The 14,487-nt window shown below is 70.5% G+C and carries 14 protein-coding genes; 6 read left to right on the forward strand and 8 right to left on the reverse strand.

Translation table 11 applies throughout. The annotated features are described in order from the left end of the window. Window positions 1-42: 42 nt before the first annotated feature. Complete coding sequence (locus ACWFR3_RS00610) at window positions 43-1,068, reverse strand: DNA topoisomerase IB (protein WP_453732297.1); 1,026 nt, start codon at window positions 1,066-1,068, stop codon at window positions 43-45. Between the two features lie 263 nt (window positions 1,069-1,331). On the opposite strand from ACWFR3_RS00610, the gene ACWFR3_RS00615 reads away from it, so the two are divergent. Further along, window positions 1,332-1,706 carry a VOC family protein gene (locus ACWFR3_RS00615; RefSeq protein WP_453732298.1) on the forward strand — a complete coding sequence of 125 codons (375 nt, stop codon included), beginning with the start codon at window positions 1,332-1,334 and terminating at the stop codon, window positions 1,704-1,706. A gap of 106 nt (window positions 1,707-1,812) precedes the next feature. Here the strand turns inward: ACWFR3_RS00615 and ACWFR3_RS00620 are convergent, their stop codons facing one another. From ACWFR3_RS00620 to ACWFR3_RS00630, 3 genes are all read right to left on the reverse strand, one after another. Further along, window positions 1,813-2,172, reverse strand: coding sequence for a DUF6479 family protein (locus ACWFR3_RS00620; protein WP_453732299.1), 360 nt, complete (start codon window positions 2,170-2,172; stop codon window positions 1,813-1,815). A gap of 157 nt (window positions 2,173-2,329) precedes the next feature. Further along, entirely contained in the window at window positions 2,330-2,770 is a 441-nt protein-coding gene (locus ACWFR3_RS00625) for a VOC family protein (protein ID WP_453732300.1), read from the reverse strand. Then, a complete protein-coding gene (locus ACWFR3_RS00630; RefSeq protein ID WP_453732301.1) occupies window positions 2,767-3,651 on the reverse strand; it encodes a sigma-70 family RNA polymerase sigma factor in 885 nt (294 codons plus the stop codon). The genes ACWFR3_RS00625 and ACWFR3_RS00630 overlap by 4 nt, the downstream gene beginning before the upstream one ends. Window positions 3,652-3,777: 126 nt before the next feature. On the opposite strand from ACWFR3_RS00630, the gene ACWFR3_RS00635 reads away from it, so the two are divergent. Then, the gene (locus tag ACWFR3_RS00635; protein ID WP_453732302.1) at window positions 3,778-4,191 is read left to right on the forward strand and encodes a VOC family protein; all 414 of its coding nucleotides are present in this window, start codon (window positions 3,778-3,780) and stop codon (window positions 4,189-4,191) included. Window positions 4,192-4,259: 68 nt separating this feature from the next. On the opposite strand, the gene ACWFR3_RS00640 is transcribed toward ACWFR3_RS00635, so the two are convergent. Together ACWFR3_RS00640 and abc-f are read right to left on the reverse strand one after the other, a co-directional pair. Then, window positions 4,260-5,213 carry an aminoglycoside phosphotransferase family protein gene (locus ACWFR3_RS00640; RefSeq protein WP_453732303.1) on the reverse strand — a complete coding sequence of 318 codons (954 nt, stop codon included), beginning with the start codon at window positions 5,211-5,213 and terminating at the stop codon, window positions 4,260-4,262. Between the two features lie 60 nt (window positions 5,214-5,273). Then, window positions 5,274-6,926 carry a ribosomal protection-like ABC-F family protein gene (gene abc-f / locus ACWFR3_RS00645; protein ID WP_453732304.1) on the reverse strand — a complete coding sequence of 551 codons (1,653 nt, stop codon included), beginning with the start codon at window positions 6,924-6,926 and terminating at the stop codon, window positions 5,274-5,276. Between the two features lie 294 nt (window positions 6,927-7,220). Here abc-f and ACWFR3_RS00650 point away from each other — a divergent pair, with 294 nt between their 5' ends. Further along, window positions 7,221-7,667, forward strand: a complete 447-nt coding sequence (locus ACWFR3_RS00650; RefSeq protein ID WP_453732305.1) for a nitroreductase family deazaflavin-dependent oxidoreductase — start codon at window positions 7,221-7,223, stop codon at window positions 7,665-7,667. Window positions 7,668-7,880: 213 nt separating this feature from the next. After that, window positions 7,881-9,158, forward strand: a complete 1,278-nt coding sequence (locus ACWFR3_RS00655; protein WP_453732306.1) for a lipase family protein — start codon at window positions 7,881-7,883, stop codon at window positions 9,156-9,158. 190 nt (window positions 9,159-9,348) lie between these two features. Here ACWFR3_RS00655 and ACWFR3_RS00660 read toward each other — a convergent pair whose 3' ends face one another. Next, a complete protein-coding gene (locus ACWFR3_RS00660; protein ID WP_453732307.1) occupies window positions 9,349-10,089 on the reverse strand; it encodes an SDR family oxidoreductase in 741 nt (246 codons plus the stop codon). Between the two features lie 165 nt (window positions 10,090-10,254). Here ACWFR3_RS00660 and ACWFR3_RS00665 point away from each other — a divergent pair, with 165 nt between their 5' ends. Beyond that, a complete protein-coding gene (locus ACWFR3_RS00665; protein ID WP_453732308.1) occupies window positions 10,255-10,833 on the forward strand; it encodes a TetR/AcrR family transcriptional regulator in 579 nt (192 codons plus the stop codon). 295 nt (window positions 10,834-11,128) lie between these two features. Continuing rightward, window positions 11,129-11,824, forward strand: coding sequence for an alpha/beta hydrolase (locus tag ACWFR3_RS00670; protein WP_453732309.1), 696 nt, complete (start codon window positions 11,129-11,131; stop codon window positions 11,822-11,824). Window positions 11,825-11,929: 105 nt separating this feature from the next. Here ACWFR3_RS00670 and yicI read toward each other — a convergent pair whose 3' ends face one another. Next, window positions 11,930-14,167 (reverse strand): alpha-xylosidase, encoded by a 2,238-nt coding sequence (gene yicI / locus ACWFR3_RS00675; RefSeq protein ID WP_453732523.1) that lies wholly within the window; start codon window positions 14,165-14,167, stop codon window positions 11,930-11,932. Window positions 14,168-14,487 lie beyond the last annotated feature (320 nt).

The following is a 14,487-nucleotide window of genomic DNA, read 5'->3' on the forward strand; positions in this document are numbered from 1 at the left end:
GCACCTCATCCGCCGGGATCTCGGCCTTCCGCTCGGGCGCCCTCACTCCAACAGCCGCAGGACGGCCTCCTCGATGGGGCCTTGGGTCGCTGGATGGCCGAACGCGGCGCCGTCGCCCAGCCGGTCCAGATCCCCGGCGATCGTGCGGCCCTCGCCGAAGAGTTCGATGACGCGAGGATTGATGTACGAGGCCCGGCACACCGCGGGCGTGTTGCCGAGGTATGTGCTGACCTCGAGGGTTGCCCGCGTAACGGCGCGTGTGCGTGCGGACTTCGATTCGTCGGCGACCAGTGTGGACACCGCGAGGGCGACCGCCGCCAAGACGGTGGCGTGCCAGACACGGAAGTCCTTCGCGGTGATGTCCGTGCCGGCCCGGTCACGCAGGTAGTCGTTGAGCTCGGCGGCGTGCAGTTCGTGCCAGCTTCTGCTCTGCCAGTAGGCGAACAGTCGCGGATCCGTGCCGCCCCGACGCAGCAGGGCACGCAGAACCTCGCAGGCGGGGGGATCGACCAGCGCACGGGTCTGTGTCTTGGAGTGCTTCGCCGGATAGGTGAGGCAGACCTCGCCGCGCCGACAGAACGCATGCTTCTTCAGGAGCGTGGTCAGCCCGTAGGTGCCGTTGTCCCGCCGGTAGGCCTCGTTGCCGACGCGGAAGAAGCCGAGGTCGAGCATGCGGACGGCGCAGGCCAGGACGCGTTCGCGGCTGAGGCCCCGGCGGCCGAGGTCTTCCGTCACGTGCGCGCGCACCTTGGGCAGAGCGGCGGCGACCTCCAGGACATGTCCGTGCTTGGCCGTCTCCTGCCGCTCGCGGAAGTGCGGGTGATACAGGTATTGGCGCCGTCCCGCCTTGTCGGTGCCGACGGCCTGCAGGTGTCCGTTGGGCCAGGGACAGATCCAGACGTCCTGCCAGGCCGGCGGGATGGCGAGTGTCCGCAGGCGTTCCTTCTCCGCAGGGTCCGTGACGGAGCGACCTGAGGCATCGGTAAAGCGAAATCCTCGTCCCGAACGGACGCGACTGATTCCGGGCCCGTCGACATTACTCGTCCGCAGCCGCTGCTTCTGACCCATGGATGAGGAATGCCCCAAAAGAGCAGCGGCAGACCCCGGGATCAAGCGTTCGGCGCAGTACGCCGCAGCAATTCGCGCTTGGGCGGGCGCTGTCGGAGAGGCAGTGCAGGCCCCCGGCCCCCAAGACCTGACCGGCGTGCGATCGGCTGTCTGTGACTCCTCGGCGCACACCGTGGCAGCGCCGTGTATGCCTGCGGGGGATAGGGGTAAAGAACCTCTTTTACGGGGTGTCACAAGCGGATCAAGAGAGAAGAGTGTCGGAAGTGATTCGTAAGCTGCAGGCGGTCGCGCTGGACTGCGCCGATCCGGTACGGCTCGCGGCGTTCTACGCCGAACTGCTCGGCGGCCGGGTGGTCGAGGACCCGGAGGATCCCGGCTGGATCGAGGTGCACGGGTTCGAGGGCACGCCGCTGGCCTGCCAGCGGGTGGAGGGCTACCGCCCGCCTCAGTGGCCCGACCAGCAGTATCCGCAGCAACTCCACCTGGACTTCGACGTCGACGACATCGAGGGGGAGGAGAAGCGGGCCCTCAGCCTCGGCGCCACCGTGCTGGAGCGGACCGACCAGCTCCACCCGGAAGCCAACTGGCGGGTCTACGCGGACCCGGCCGGCCACCCGTTCTGCCTCTGCATGCACTGAGCCGACCGGGCGCAGCTTGGCAGGACCACTTCGGGCGGCGCGGAGGCGCCGCCCGCAGTGCTGTTCCCTGGGGCCTGTGCCGCCACCCGTCGAGGAGGCATGCCGGTCAGCCGAGACCGCCGCTGCCGAAACTGCCCCCGCCCGGCTTCTTGTGGTCTTCCGGGTCCTGCGACGGGCTGCGGTGCGTGCTCGGGGTGCCGTAATTGCCGTCCAGCTCAGTCGGCGTCAGCCGACCGCCGTCGCGGGGCACTTCGTTCGGCTCCCGAAATTCCTGGACTTCCCCCACAGGGCCGTCCTCGGGCAATTTCGGCTGCTCTTCCGGCCGCGGCGGCGCGGGTTCGCGCGACCGAACTCGGCGCCCCCACATAAAGGCGGCCAGAAGAACCCCGACCACGACCAGGCCGACGATCCACATGAGCAAGGCCGTGCCGGATGATGCGGCCATTTCCCACTGCATGGATTCCATATCAGAGTTCTACCCGGCCACCCCGACTCGTACCAGCCGACTCCATGACGGCAGCCTTCTGATAAACGACCGCATGAAAGCCTGCTTTTCCGCTTCCCGGACGAGTGCAATTCCTCCGCCCGCACTCTGGTCGCAGGGACAGAGGCGTGAGAGCGCATTACCTCCCCGGAGTAGCCGGACGAAGCGGTTGGGTGAAGCGGAGCATGTTGCCGGACGGGTCGAGGAAGACGCAGTCGCGCACGACGTCGGACCGGGTGATCGGTTCTTGCATCACTTCAGCGCCCGCGGCCTCCAACCGCTCGAAGGCCGCGTCGCAATCGGTGGTCACGAAGACGAGACGGCTCAGCAGGCTCCGGGCCATCAGGCCCGCGATCGCCTGCCGGTCGGCCGGCGAGGTGCGCGGGTCCTCGGCGGGCGCTTCGAGGATGATCTGCACCACCGGCCGCGCCGGCGAGCGGACACCGACCCGCCGCCTGCCCGGAGAGCCCACCTCATCGCGAACCTCGAAGCCGAGCGCGTCACGGTAGAAGGCCAGCGCCACGTCGAGGTCGTGGACGGCCAGAGCACAGGACGCCAGGGTGAGATCCGTGCCGGTCACCGCGGCTCCCTGTCTGCGGCGGAAAGATAGACGACATCCAGCGCGTCCAGGCGGCCCGGGTCGGTGTCGATGGCGATGCGGGTGATTTTCCCGTCGTGGACGGTGAAGGTGAACAGGGCCTTGGGCAGACCGCGTTGCGACCAGACGGCCGCCGGTTCGCCCCCGACCAGGGCGAGCCGGGCCGCCTGAGCCCGTCCCGCGAAGAAGGCCGCCACCTCGTGGGAGCCGCGCATCTGTATCGCCACGGCGTCCGGATCGAGCAGTTCGAGCAGGGCGGTGAAGTCTGCGCTGCGGGCCGCGGCGAGAAAGGCCTCCACGATTTCCCGCTTCTGGGACCGCGCGGCATCGGAGGCATCGGCCGCACCCCGGATCCGCTGCCGGGCCCGGCTGGCGAGTTGCCGGGCGGCTGCCGGGGAACGGTCGATGATGGTGCCGATCTCGGCGAACGACACGGCGAAAATGTCGTGCAGGACAAACGCAAGCCGTTCGGCAGGGGTCAGCGTGTCAAGGACCACCATCAGCGCGATACCGACCGAGTCGGCCAGCAGCGTTTGTTCCTCGGGACCGGCCTGGCCGCCGGGCCGGCCGCCGGGCTGGGCGGGCACATGCGGCGCCGCCGGCTCGGGCGGCAGCGCCCCGGCCGGGTCCTCACGGCGGGCCTTGCGTGCCTCGAGCATGTTCAAACAGACCCGCGCGACGATGGTGGTCAGCCACCCGGCCGGATTCTCCACCTGGCCGGTGTCCGCGCGGCCGACCCGCAGCCATGCCTCCTGCACCGCGTCCTCGGCGTCGCTGGGGGAGCCGAGCATCCGGTAGGCCACCGCGTGCAGGCGGCCCTTGTGTTCGGCGAACCGTGCACTCAGCCAGTCCTGTTCGACCATCTGTCACATTCCTCCGTCCGGTCCTGTCACTGCTTATGACCGGCGACTCCACGCAGATGTGACACCCGTGCCGGCCCCGGCGCGGGCCGCTGGCTCACATACACCTGCCACACAGGGAGACAGTGCATGAAAGCGCACGTCAGTTCCATCCTCCTCGGCGTCCGGGACCTGGACCGGGCCAAAGAGTTCTACACCGAGGGCCTCGGCTGGAGGATCAAGAACGACTACGGCATCTCGGTGTTCTTCGAGCCCGACGGAGCCTCGCCCGTCGGCTTCTACCGCCGCGAGGGCCTGGCCGAGCAGGTGGGCACGAGCGCTGAGGGCAGCGGCTTCAGCGGCCTGGTGCTGACCTACGTCGTCCGCAGCCAGGAGCGGGTCGACGACATCATGGCGGAGGCCATGAAGGCCGGCGCCGAAATCCTCTCCCCGGCCGGTGCTCTGCCCTGGGGCGGCTACGGCGGCACCTTCGCCGACCCGGACGGCTACATCTGGAGTCTGGGCTACAGCGACCAGGGGACCGACCAGCCCTACGCGGAGTAATCGCGGATCTCTTTGACTCACCGCCGCCGAGGGCGCCGGGGCCTCGCGCCCCGGCGTCCCGGGCGGTCTCAGCCGCTCAGTCCGGAAGCGAAGGGCGTCTTCCGCCAGTGGTCGACCGCGGGCGCGAGGTACTCCATCAGTTCGGGAAGCTGCGGAACCAGGGCGAGGGTGGCGATGACCCGCAGCATGCCCAGGGCGTCGACGAAGACGAGGACCTCCTCGTCCAGCGGCCTGGTGCCGTTGCGGCGCGCGCCGCGGTTGTAGGCCGCTGCGTGCTCGGGCCCCAGCGCGGCCAGGTCCCACTCGACGGGCCCCAGGGTGACCAGTTCGAAGTCGGCGAAGAGGTCGCCGTCCACCGCGGGGAAGATGTTCGCGGGCGGGGAGTCGCCGTGGAGGGGCTGGAGGTCGATGCCGGGGAACCTGGCCTCGAAGGCGCTGCGCGAGCGGACGAAGGGTTCGAGGAACTGCCATTCGCGGCGCGCCCGGTCGAGCTCGGCCGCTCCGATCAGGTCGGGACGCCCGTCGAGCAGGGCGAGGCTGTCCGTCATGAACTGCGGGTCGGCCGCGGACAGGAACTCCAGGCGGCGTCCCGGGTAGGCGCGCAGCGCCGCGTGCAGGTCGGCGACGCTCTCGGAGTTGGCGACGTAGTCGGGTTCCTTGTCCCGGGCTTCCTCGACGAACGGCCAGAACGTCATCGAGAACCCGTCGCGCTGCACGGGTTCGCGCGCCACGAGCGGGCTGGGTGCGATCACGGGGATGTTCTGGTCGGCCAGCCACCCCGCGACATCCAGCTCGTCCTGCTGGCGGCGCGCGAGGGCGGCCAGATCGTTCGGGCGGGGCAGCACGGTGGGGATCCGGGCCACGACCGGCGAGGGGGCCAGGTGGACGACGACCGAGAAGACGTCGTGCAGCACCCTGGGCTCGGTGACGGTCAGGCCGAGCTCGCGCCCGGCCGTGACGGCTGCCTCCACGGCGGCGCGGGTCCGGTCGGCGCGCTGCTGTGATGTCAGGAAGGTGGTCATGGAGCGCTCCTTGTTTCCGTGGATGGATGTCAGGCAAGGCAGGGCGGGCCGGAGACTGAGTCATTGCCTGCGGCCTGCGTGCAGCTCCAACTGCTCGGCTTCGAAGCGCGCACGGAAGTCGCGATCGTGCGAGACCGCGACCACCGCACCCGGGTACGCCGCGAGCGCCGCCTGCAGGTCCTCGACCAGGTCGAGTGCGAGGTGGTTGGTGGGCTCGTCGAGGACGAGGAGGTCCGCGGGCCGGGTCACCAGCGTCGCGATCTGCAGCCGCCGCTGCTGTCCCACCGACAGCGCGGCGACCGGGACGTGCAGGTCCTGCTCACGGAACAGGCCCAGGGACAGGAGTTGTTGGGCGTACTCCTCCGGCAATCCGGGCCGCCCGGCGGCGAACGCGGCCAGCAGCGTCAGCCGCGTGGCCTGCGCGGGCAGTTCCTGAGCGAGGTAGCCGATTCGGGCGGGGCGGCGCGCCGTGCCCGCATCCGGCTGCAGGTCGCCCGCCAGGACGCGCAGCAGCGTCGTCTTGCCCGCGCCGTTCTCGCCCGTGACCAGGAGGCGCCCTCCGGGCTTGATCGTCAGGAGTCCGTCCAGGCGCAGCCGCTGCCCGACCTGCACGTTGTCGAGCTCGGCGAGTGCGCCCTGGAGCGGGTCGCCGGCTGCCGGCACCAGCGCCGTGGTGAACCGGAGCGGCAGCGGCGGCTCGGCCACCGGGTTGCGCCGCAGCCAAGCCAGGCGTTCGCGCACCGAGCGCACCTGCCCGCCGAGCTTGGCCTCGCTGGAGCGGCGGTGCTTGCCGAAGCCCTGTTTCGGGTCGCGGCCGGTGGTGGCCAGCCTCCGGCCGGCGGCCTCAAGCAGCTCCTCTGCGCTCGCCACCTCCTCGACCCACTCCGCGTACCGCTGCTCCGCACCGCGCCGGGCGGCGGCCTTGGCGGCGCGGTAGCCGGCCCAGCCGTCGCCGTAGCGGCGCACGGTGCACTCATCCCGGTCGACCTCGAGGATCGTGGTGGCGATGCGCTCCAGGAAGCCGCGGTCGTGGGTGACCGCGACGACGGTGCCGCGGTGTGCGCGCAGGTGTTCCTCCAGCCAGCGCACGGCCGCCGCGTCGAGGTGGTTCGTCGGCTCGTCCAGGAGCAGCAGTTCGGGAGCGGCGGCCAGGACGCAGGCGAGCGCGAGGCGCGACTGCTCGCCGCCGGACAGTGAGCCGAGCAGGCGCTCGCGGGTGATCCGGGCCAGCCCGAGCCCGTGCATGGCGGCATCCACCCGGGCGTCCGCCTCGTATCCGCCGCGTTCCTCGTAGGCGATCAGCAGCTCGCCGTACGCGGCAAGGTCCTCGTCCGACGCGTCGGCGAGGGACTCCTCGGCGGCACGGAGCCTTCGCTCCATGGCGCGCAGTTCGCTCAGGGCACGGTCGACGGCGTCCTGCACGGTGCGGTCCGCACCCAGGTCGAGGGTCTGGGCGAGGTAGCCCGTTCCGCCGGGAAAGCGGACGGTGACCTCACCGGCGTCCGGCGTCTCGGCCCCGGCGAGCAGCCGCAGGACGGTGGACTTGCCCGAGCCGTTCTCGCCGATGACGGCGGCCTTCTCGCCCGGCCGGACAGTGAAGGAGACCTGGTCGAGGATGGTGCGGGCGCCATAGGACTTGGTGACGGACTTGACCGACAGCTGCGCCACGGCGGGGGCGGTGGTGGGCATGGTGGTGTGAGCGCGATCGCGCATAAGACTTTCCCCGGGCATGCGAAGGGTCTACGGGCAGCAGAAACGGCGGCAGGGGCCGTGCCCGGACTCAGACGAAGAAAAGGAAAGCCATGCCCCCACCATAACAAGACGAACCGTCTCGCTCCACTTGGTTTCGTGTGCGGCACGAAATCCGTGATCCGCGGCGCCCGCTCGTCCGGGACGGTGGCGCCCGCTCGTCCGGGACGGTGCGGCAGGGGAAGCGGGCCGGCTGTGCGTTTCACCCGAGCGTCCGGTGGACAGCACACCCCATGACGCGACGATGGGGTGGATGCCATGCCGCTTGAGGGCGAGTACGAGCCGAGTCCGGCGCAGTGGGTGCGCGATCAGGTCGAGCTGTACGAGAGTTCGGGCGGCACCCAGGGACTGACGCTCTGGGACACGGGCCTGCCCGTCGTCATCCTCACGACGCGCGGCGCGAAGAGCGGCAAGATCCGCAAGATCCCGTTGATGCGCGTCGAGCACGAGGGGCGGTACGCGGCCGTGGCCTCGAAGGGCGGCTTCCCGCATCACCCGGTCTGGTACTTCAACCTCAGGGCCGACCCGCACGTGGAGCTCCAGGACGGGCCCGTGCGCCAGGACATGACAGCGCGTGAGATCACCGGGGACGAGAAGGCCGAGTGGTGGCAGCGCGCGGTGGCGGCGTATCCGCCGTACGCCGAATACCAGGAGAAGACCGACCGGGTGATCCCCGTCTTGGTGCTGGAGCCGGCGCACGGGTAGGCGTGCCCGCGGAGGCAGAGCAGAGGGAGCGATGCAGCGGGTAGTCGCAGCCGCCGAAGGGGGCGACCGCTCGTCGGTCGGCCTCCTGCCGCCGCTCGGGCCGCTGCACGCCTATGGCTGTATTACTGACGGGTCAGTACGGTGCTTCCCAACCCCCCTAGCCCACAGGAGAGTTGGGAGAGCTGCATGATGCCAGCCTCACGCAGACGATCAATGGCCGCGGGTACCGTGCTCGCGGTGGCGGTGCTCGGGCTGCCCGGGTCCGCCGCAGCGCAGGGCGAGAGCGCCCCGGACGCCACCCGCTCGGCCCCCTTGGCGGCGCAGGCCGCCGGGAAGGCCCCCGGCACCGCGATGCACGGCAAGGGCGAGCACCACGGCCAAGCCGGCCAGCACTCCCGCAAGCACCCGGGAAAGAAGAAGACCCCCGGCCGGATCCTCAGCTCGAAGGCGTCTTCGTTCCAGTACACGCCGGGCGTGCCCACCCCCACCAAAGCCTGGAAGATCACCTACCGGTCGACCTCCGCAAGCGGACGGCCCAACACGGTCTCCGGCACCGTGATCGTCCCCGACGACGGCAAGACCACCCCGCGCCCCCTGATCACGTACGCCGTCGGCACGGTCGGTCTCGGCGACAAGTGCGCGCCGTCCGCCGGATTCCCCGGCGGCACGACGGCCGAGGCCCCGCTCGTCAATGCCGCGCTGGTACGGGGCTACGCCGTCGTCGTCACCGACTACGAGGGCCTGGGTACCCCCGGCGACCACACCTACATGGTCGCCAAGGCGCAGGGCAGTGCCGTGCTCGACGCGGCCCGTGCCGCCCAGCGGCACTCCGGGGCGGCGAAGTACGGCGTCAGCGCGAAGGCGCCCGTCGGCATCATGGGCTACTCGCAGGGCGGCGGTGCCAGCGCGAAGGCCGCCGAAATGGCGGCGACCTACGCTCCCGAGTTGAGGGTCAAGGGAACGGCCAGCGGCGGCGTGCCCGCCGATCTCACCAAGGTCGCCGACTCGCTGGAGGGCGGCGACAGCGCCGGATACCTGCTGATGTCGGCCGTCGGCCAGAACGCCGCGAACCCGCGCCTGGCCCTCAACAAGTACCTCACTGCCGAAGGCCGCAAGCTCGCCCGCGTCGTGCGGACCGAGTGTGTCGGTACGGCCCTGGAGGCCGGACGCGGCAAGACGATCGAGGACGTCACGACGTCCAACCCGCTGGATCGGCCGGACTGGCAGCAGGCCATCGGCAAGCAACTGATCGGCACCCAGCGCCCGTCGGCGCCCACGTTCGTCTACCACGGGGATGCGGATGAGACGATCCCCTACGCCGTCGGCCAGAAGCTGCGGGCCGACTGGTGCGCGAAGGGCAACGCCGTGCAGTGGACGTCCTTCGCCGGGCAGTCCCACGTAGGGACGGCCATCCAGGGCAACGGCCCGGCACTTGAGTGGCTCGGTCGACGCTTCGCCGGCGAACCGGCATCCGGCAACTGCGGTACCTGAGCCGTACGGCTCCTGATCGCCTCCCCGTCCCCGTCCCCGTCCGGCGGCGGGGAGGCGCCGCTGCCCACCCGCCTGGCGGATGGGCAGCGGCGCCTCCCCGCCGCAACCGCGGCGCTGACGGAATCCGCCGGCGTCCGTCCGCTCACCACGTTCGGCGTGCGGGCCGGGAGGCCGGCCGGGTGCGTGCCGCTCAGCGGCCTGTCGCCAGGTTCGCCCCGCCGGTGCAGTCCAGCACCACGCCGGTGAGAAAGCCGTTGGTAGCAAGGGAGTTGATGGCCTGCGCCACCTCCTCGGGGGTGCCGACGCGGCCCACCGGGGTCGTCGCGGCGAGCCCTGCGAACAGTTCCTCGCGCTGCTCGGCCGGGACCCGGTTCCACCAGGGGGTGTCGATGACGCCGGGGGAGACGGCGTTGATCCGGCGCGGGGCCAGTTCGACGGCGAGCGGTGGGATCATCGACTCCAGGGCTCCGTTGATGGCGGCCAGGCCGGCGGTGCCGGGGAAGGCGGCGCGGGCGGAGGCGGCCGTGATGAGGGTGACCGAGGCAGTCTCGGTCAGGTGGCCCAAGGCGGCCTGCAGGATGCGCAGTTGCGGCCAGAACTTGGCATCGAAGCCGTGCGCGAGCTCGGCCAGGTCCAGCTCGGCGAACGGGCCGCTGCCCGCCGCTCCACTGACCGCGATGACCAGATGGTCGATGGGGGCGGTGGCGGCGAAGAAGGCGTCGATGTCGGCCTGGTCGGTGGCGTCCATGCGGTATGTGGAGGTCTTGCCGCCGATCCGGGCGGCCGCCTCGTCGAGTTTCGCCGCGTCACGACCGGTGATCGTGACCTCGTTGCCGCTGTGGGCGAAGAGCGCGGCGGTGGCCTCGCCGATGCCCGAACTGCCGCCCATGACGACGGCGTGGGCGGTGCTGGAAGCTGTTGCTAAAGCCATGGTGACCCTGTCCTTGTGTCTGCCGAGAGCCCTTCCGGCCCTCCACTCTTGTCGAGACTGTCGGTCTCGGTAAGATGAGTGTTGCCGAGACCGGTAGTCTCGTCAAGGGGTTCGGAAAACCCCCGGGGAAGACGTCCGGGAACACACGGAGAGAAGGTGACGGCGATGAGCGCCGAACGGGCCCACACGGGGCGCCGCCGCAACGAGGAAGCGCGCCGCGCCGTCCTTGAGGCGGCCCTGCGGTTGATCGCGGACGCGGACGGCGCGCCCGTCGGCGTGGATGCCATCGCGCGCGAGGCAGGGGTCGGCAAACAGACCCTCTACCGGTGGTGGCCCTCGAAGGGGGCGGTGCTGCTCGACGCCCTGACCGACCGCGCGCAGCGGGCCGTATCGGTGCCGGACTCCGGCTCGCTGCGCGAGGACCTGCGGGCCGTGGTCGCCTCGACGTTCGAGGCGGCACAGGCGCCACCGGTCGGCCCCGCCCTGCGCACGGTGGTGCAGGAGGCCGCCCGCGACCCCCGCCTCGCCGACCTGATGCGCGAGTTCACACAGGCCCGCCGCACAGCCCTGCGCGAGGTGCTTGCCCGCGGGCAGGAGCGCGGCGACCTGTCGGCGGACAGCGACCTCGACCTGATGGTGGACCAGGTCTACGGAGTCTTCTGGTACCGCTTCCTGCTCGGACACGCCCCACTGGGCGAACGCGAGGCGATCAGCCTTGCCGACTCCCTTGTGCGGCAGGGCTGATGATCAGGTCGGCCGCGCACCAGGCCGACCAAGTCCATGTCGGCAGGGCATGCGGGGCCCGAAGAATCCCGAGTCGTGCGGAGTGCCCGCCGAAGACCGGCACGATCGACTATTGCGAGCGGCCGGCGTCGGTGTGCGGCATCAATCGCCTCAGGTGCTGCAGGGCCGCGGCGGCCGGATACGACAAGCTCGCGGTCCACTTCACGGCGCCAGCGACCGCCATCGCTATCAACGAACGTTCTGCTCTCAGCCGAGCAGGTCGCGCCTGCGCCTGCGTGGACGACAGGCTCCCGCCATGCAGCCGATCTTCGTGCTCGTACACAGTCCATCCGTGGGCCCCTCGACCTGGCACCCCGTGGCCGAACACCTCACAGCAGCGGGCTACCAAGTCCGAGTGCCCTCGCTCCTGCAGATAGGCGCCGGCGCTCCGCCATATTGGCCACGCATCGCCGATACCGTCCGCGAGGACCTCCGGCAGGTCCCGGTCGGCCAACCTGTCACGTTGGTCGCCCACAGCAACGCAGGTCTGTTCCTGCCGACGATCCGCTCGAGACTGGACCATTCAGTGAGCAGCTCAATCTTCGTCGATGCCGCCCTACCGGCCCGGCCCGGGCCGACCCCGGTGGCCCCGGCCGAACTGCTGGAATTCCTCCGCCCGATGGCCGTGAACGGCAGACTGCCTCGCTGGACTGACTGGTGGGACCAGGCCGACGTCGCCCCCATGTTCTCCGATCCCGTAGTGCGGCAGACAGTCATCGAGGAACAGCCCACTCTGCCGCTGTCTTACTACGAGCAACACATCCCCGCCCCCGATAACTGGGACGACCATCCCTGCTCCTACCTGCTGTTCAGCCCGCCCTATGACGAGCTCGCAGCCGAGGCGCGCGCACGCGGCTGGCGTGTGACACATCTGCCCGGAGCGCACCTGCATCAGATCGTCGATCCGGTCGGCACAGCCCGCCAGCTCGTGGCCCTCGCCACTACAACCTGATCCGCATCCGATAGGCGCCCCGGGCGCTCTCCACTGGCGCCACCGGAGCCCGCGCGCCCTGTGATGCCCCGCCGGTGACGAGGGCATCACACAGGGCCGCGGACGTCACAGACCGGCCGACCCCACCGTGCGCGGCACGCTGCGCCCATCCGGCGGGATCACGGTCGCCGTCGCGTCCGGCGTCTCGCGCGTCACCTGATACGCGGCGGCCGGGCGGCCGGCGTGGTCGGGGATGGTGACCGTCACCTGCTGGGCGTCGGGGGTGACGAGCAGGGTGAGGTCGTCGAGCCAGTTGCCGTCGGGGCGTTGGGTGTCGGAGCCGAGCGGGAGGACCGCCCCGGGGCGGACGTACAGGGGAAGGCTGTCGAAGCCGTGCTGTTCGCGGCGCCAGGCCGGGCCCTGGACGTGTTCGCCGGTCAGCAGGTGGGTCCAGGTGCCTTCGGGCAGGTAGTACTCGACGTCGCCGTCGGCCGAGAAGACCGGGGCCACGAGCAGGTCGGGGCCGAGCATGTACTGCCGGTCCAGGGTGCGGGCGGTGGGGTCCTCGGGGAACTCCAGGAGCATGGGCCGCATCAGCGGCACGCCGCTGTGGTGGGCTTCGGCCGCGGCGCCGTACAGGTAGGGCATGAGGCGGTGCTTGAGCCGGGTGAACTGCCGTGTCACGGCGACGGCTTCGTCCCCGAACTCCCAGGGCACGCGGTAGGAGCTGGAGCCGTGCAGGCGGCTGTGGGAGGAGAGCAGGCCGAAGGCGAGCCAGCGCTTGAAAACCGCCGGGTCGGGGGTGCCCTCGAAGCCGCCGATGTCATGGCTCCAGAAGCCGAAGCCCGACAGCGACAGGGACAGGCCGCCGCGCAGCGACTCGGCCATCGCGCCGAACGAGGAGAAGCAGTCGCCGCCCCAGTGCACCGGGTACTGCTGGCCGCCCGCCGTCGCCGACCGGGCGAACACGATGGCCTCGCCCGTGCCGCGTTCCTTTTCCAGGAGCTCGAAGACGGTGCGGTTGTACAGGTGCGTGTAGTAGTTGTGCATGCGCTCGGGGTCCGAGCCGTCGTGCCAGAGCACGTCGGTGGGGATGCGCTCGCCGAAGTCGGTCTTGAAGCAGTCGACGCCCTGGTCGAGCAGCACCTTCAGCTTCGCCTGGAACCAGGCGCAGGCCTCGGGGTTGGTGAAGTCGACGAGCGCCATGCCCGCCTGCCACAGGTCCCACTGCCAGATGTCGCCGTTCGCCTGCTGGACCAGGTATCCCGCGGTAGCGGCTTCGTCGAACAGGGCGGACTGCTGCGCGATGTACGGGTTGATCCACGCGGAGATCTTCAGTCCGCGTGCCTTGAGCCGGGCCAGCATGCCCTCGGGGTCCGGGAAGACATCGGGATCCCACTGGAAGTCCGACCACTGGTACTCGCGCATCCAGAAGCAGTCGAAGTGGAAGACGCTCAGCGGGATGTCGCGCCGGGCCATGCCATCGACGAAGGACGTCACCGTCTGCTCGTCGTACTGCGTGGTGAAAGAGGTCGTGAGCCACAGCCCGAAGGACCACGCCGGCGGCAGCGCGGGGCGGCCGGTGAGTGCGGTGTAGCGGCGCAGGACGTCTTTGGGCGTCGGGCCCGCGACGATGAAGTACTCCAGCGTCTGGTCCTGGACGCTGAACTGCATCTGGCCGACCGACTCCGAACCGATCTCGTAACTCACCTTGCCGGGGTGGTTGACGAACACGCCGTAGGCGCCGGCGGGGGAGAGGTGCAGGCTGAAGGGGACGTTCTTGTAGGCCTGTTCGCTGCTGGTGCCGCCGTCGGCCTGCCACATGTCCACGACCTGGCCGTTCTTGACGAACGGCGTGAAGCGTTCGCCCAGACCGTAGACCTGCTCGCCGACGTCGAGCGTGAGGCGCCCGGCCATGTGATGGCCGCCGTCGCCGGTGGTGAAGAAGGCCGTGCCCTTGCGGCCCGCCGAGGTTATCTCCCGGCCGTCGGCGTCCTGGAACGACAGCGCCCAGGGCGCGGCCCGGTCCAGGCGGGCGGTGAGGGGGCCGCTGGTCAGCTCGATCACGTCGCCGTCGCGGCGCACCTGGCCGACCCCGGCGTCGGCGCCCGGCAGGGCGAAGTCCGGGCCGGGGCGGCGCTTGCCCGCCAGGTGGGTGGTGCGCACGCCGATGACGCCCTCGGCGGGGGAGTGGCAGTCGACGGTCAGCAGGGGGGAGTTGAGGGTGTCGCCGCGGCGCTCGACGTGCTTGACCGCGGCGTGGGCGGTGAAGCGGTCGGCGTCGGCTCGGACACTGCGGACCTCGGTCGCGTACGAGGCCTTGACCCCGTCGCGCATGAGCCAGAAGCCGTCGGTGAACTTCATCATCTTCCTCGGGGTGTTGCGGGGGCGGCAGTTCGGGTCGGAGGAGCCGTCGCCGGCAGGGGCGGCCGGTGCCAGGCCCCCGGCCCCCGGGTCGCGGGGGACGGGCTGGGTGTGGTCGTGGTGCACACCGCGGCGAACTCGCCTGCGCAGGGCGAGGCCGGTCGGTGGCGTGGAGCGCCTCAACTGGCTTGCGATCTTGAACGTGAAGTAGGTGCCTGTGCCATTTGATCGTACGGAAAACGAAACGGCAAGAGTCCTTCAGCGGTGGAATCGCGGAAGCGCTTCGACGATCGATTGCGCCATGTAGCAACGCTTCTGCA

This window comes from Streptomyces sp. NPDC055189 (genome assembly GCF_053606765.1).